The following is a 2888-nucleotide window of genomic DNA, read 5'->3' on the forward strand; positions in this document are numbered from 1 at the left end:
CATGGAACTTCGTAGAAGTTCGCTGACGTCCGTACTCACCTAAGGAAAGTTTTTAATATGACTTTGTCTACAATCTGAGGTTGGGGTTAAAATCTCCAAACTTTTTATTGGATTGTTTTTAGAAATGCATCCAGCTCTTTTTGATTCTTGAGAGAGATAAATTTGTCTGGATAGGTTTGGTTGACAGTCCGATAGCGTGTGACCTGTCTGGCTTGGCGACCGTCCCAAAGGATCCAACGGATGAATTCCCAGTCAAAGCGTTCGGGGCAGCCTGCTGCCATACTCTCTCGGACTCGGCCTTTATAACGGCGGTATCGTTTCCAGGCTCTAAAGAGGCAGTTCCAACGAGAGAAGTTGAGAAAGATAATCTGGTCGGCTTGCTCCATTCTCTCCTCATAGTAGCACCAAGAGTAATTGCCATCAATGACCCAGTCTCTATGATCGCTGAGAAACTGTCTCATCTCTTTCTCCATCCAATCCCGATCACTGTCTATCCAACCCGGTTGAAATTGAAGGGTGTCCATATGGAGCTTGGGAATGGAGTAGTGGCGGGATAAGTTTTCAGCCAAGGTGGATTTACCTGATCCAGAATAGCCGATAATAACAATTTTCATAAGCACCTCTCAAAAAATTAGGCACAAAAAAAGCTCCGGAGAGCTTGATTTTTATGCTGTTCTTGATTAACCAAGTTTCGCTGCAAGACGTGCTTTATCACGGCTAGCTTTATTCTTGTGGATCAAACCTTTAGTTTCTGCTTTATCGATAGCTGAGCTAGCAGCGCGGTAAAGTTCTTCAGATGGGTTTGCTTCAAAAGCTTTGATTGCAGTACGCATAGCTGATTTTTGAGCTGAGTTTTTTTCGTTTTGTTTAACGTTCAATTCAGCGCGTTTGATAGCTGATTTAATGTTTGCCAAGTTATTCACCTCCATTGATAATCTAACTATCTCATTATATATGAAAAGTTAAGATTTGACAAGCCTAAAATAGCTTTTCCTTAAAAAAGTACCGTTAATAGGCGATTTTCTCTAGCGTTTGAGATAAATTTCGTCGATTTCATGGTTGGTTGCCTTATGGAGAATCAGATCAGCCCGGTTACGGGTTGGTTGTATGTAATGTTGCAAGTTGACTAAATTAATAGATTCCCAGACCTGATGGGCCATGCTTAAAACTTCTTCTAGTGGTTGCTCGGTAAAACGATAGTAGTAGTTATTGGGATCATTTTGTGCCAAGGCCAGGAGTTTTTGGAAGCGATCGATATACCAGGATTCGATATCTTTTACCGCAGCGTCTACATAGATTGAAAAATCAAAGAAATCAGTCATATAAAGACTGTCGTTTTGAGGATTTTGAAAGACATTGATCCCTTCGACAATGACAAAGTCAGCTGGCAATATCGTTTGCTTTTGATCGGGAACAATGTCATAAATCTCGTGGGAATAGACTGGAATCTCTACACTTTTATTATTCTTGATTTGGTTAAGAAAATGAAGGAGTAATTCCATATCATAACTTTCTGGAAATCCCTTTCGATTGAGAAGCTCCTGTTCTTTTAAGACAGCGTTGGGATAAAGAAAGCCATCCGTTGTTACCAATTCCACGCTCGAGCCTTCGAAGGTCCGCGAAAGCAGAATCTGTAGAAGACGGCTGGTGGTCGATTTCCCAACCGCAACACTCCCTGAAACCCCAATGATAAAGGGTTGGCGTTCACTCGTTTTTTGAAGAAAAATACCTTTTGAGAAGGCCAAATCTTCTTTGGAACGCTTGTAGATTCCAATCAGGTTTGTCAAAGGCAGGTAGACGTCTCGTACATCTTGGAGGTTGATGCGGTCGTTAAAACTTTTAATAGAATTGAGCTCTGTTTGAGAGAGAGGTGGGGTGGTTTTGCGGTGCAAATTCTGCCAAGTTTCCCGATTAATTTTTTCAAAATGTAGAAATTCTTTGTCCATATGTCACTCCTATTGTAGTCTTTAGTATACCAATTTTTAGAGGTCGTGTAAACGATTTAAAAAAGGAATGAATTATGTTAAAATAACCTTATGAGTAAAATGTATTTCGATGTAAACCCAGATGCAGCCCATGATATTCATGATCTGGCTGTTGTTTTATTGGGACAAAAGATGAATTTCTATACAGATGCGGGCGTCTTTAGTAAAAAAATGATAGATTATGGAAGCCAGGTGCTCTTATCAACCCTGGATTTTCAAGAAGGGGAAAGTGTCCTCGATGTTGGCTGTGGCTATGGACCGGTCGGCCTTTCTCTAGCTAAAGCCCAGGGAGTTGCAGTGACAATGGTCGATGTCAATGAGCGGGCACTAGACTTGGCTAAGAAAAATGCTAGCCGAAACGGCGTGGAAACTCAGATCTTTTCTTCGGATGTCTATGAAGCAGTCGAAGGGGTCTTTGACCATGTGATCAGTAATCCGCCGATCCGAGCCGGTAAAAAAGTGGTTCACCAAGTGATCACCGGTAGTTTTGAACATTTGAAACCAGGTGGAGACTTGACCATTGTCATTCAGAAAAAACAAGGGGCTCCAAGTGCTAAGGCCAAGATGGAAGAGACGTTTGGCAATTGTGAGACAGTAAAAAAAGACAAAGGCTATTATATTTTAAGAAGTGAGAAAGAATCATGAGAGCAGTAGATATCATTCAGAAAAAAAGAGATGGTCTTGCCTTAAACAAGGAAGAAATTGAATGGCTGATTGAGGGGTATGTGGCTGGAATAGTACCAGATTACCAAATGTCTGCTTTTGCTATGGCCGTTTATTTTAAAGGGATGACGACGGAAGAAATCTCTCATATGAACATGAAGATGGTCCAAACAGGGCAACAGTTTGATCTGTCAGCAATTCCAGGTATTAAGGTGGACAAACACTCGACTGGTGGTGTCG

The 2888-nt window shown here is 41.3% G+C and carries 4 protein-coding genes and 1 pseudogene; 2 read left to right on the forward strand and 3 right to left on the reverse strand.

The annotated features are described in order from the left end of the window. Positions 1–104: 104 nt before the first annotated feature. The 3 genes from SPADD19_RS03260 to coaA form a co-directional block, all read right to left on the reverse strand. Complete coding sequence (locus SPADD19_RS03260; protein WP_061455192.1) at positions 105–614, reverse strand: DNA topology modulation protein; 510 nt, start codon at positions 612–614, stop codon at positions 105–107. A 66-nt stretch (positions 615–680) separates the two neighbouring features. Further along, positions 681–929, reverse strand: coding sequence for a 30S ribosomal protein S20 (gene rpsT / locus SPADD19_RS03265; protein WP_003007640.1), 249 nt, complete (start codon positions 927–929; stop codon positions 681–683). Between the two features lie 96 nt (positions 930–1025). Continuing rightward, entirely contained in the window at positions 1026–1946 is a 921-nt protein-coding gene (coaA, locus tag SPADD19_RS03270; protein ID WP_061455193.1) for a type I pantothenate kinase, read from the reverse strand. A 90-nt stretch (positions 1947–2036) separates the two neighbouring features. Between coaA and SPADD19_RS03275 the strand changes: the two genes are divergently transcribed. Both SPADD19_RS03275 and deoA read left to right on the forward strand, forming a co-directional pair. Then, positions 2037–2630, forward strand: coding sequence for a class I SAM-dependent methyltransferase (locus SPADD19_RS03275; RefSeq protein WP_061455194.1), 594 nt, complete (start codon positions 2037–2039; stop codon positions 2628–2630). Further along, a pseudogene (gene deoA, locus SPADD19_RS03280) lies at positions 2627–2888 on the forward strand (pyrimidine-nucleoside phosphorylase); the annotation flags it as partial. The gene SPADD19_RS03275 and the pseudogene deoA, both read left to right, overlap by 4 nt.

It is taken from the genome of Streptococcus parasanguinis (assembly GCF_001578955.1).
GTDB lineage: Bacteria > Bacillota > Bacilli > Lactobacillales > Streptococcaceae > Streptococcus > Streptococcus parasanguinis_U.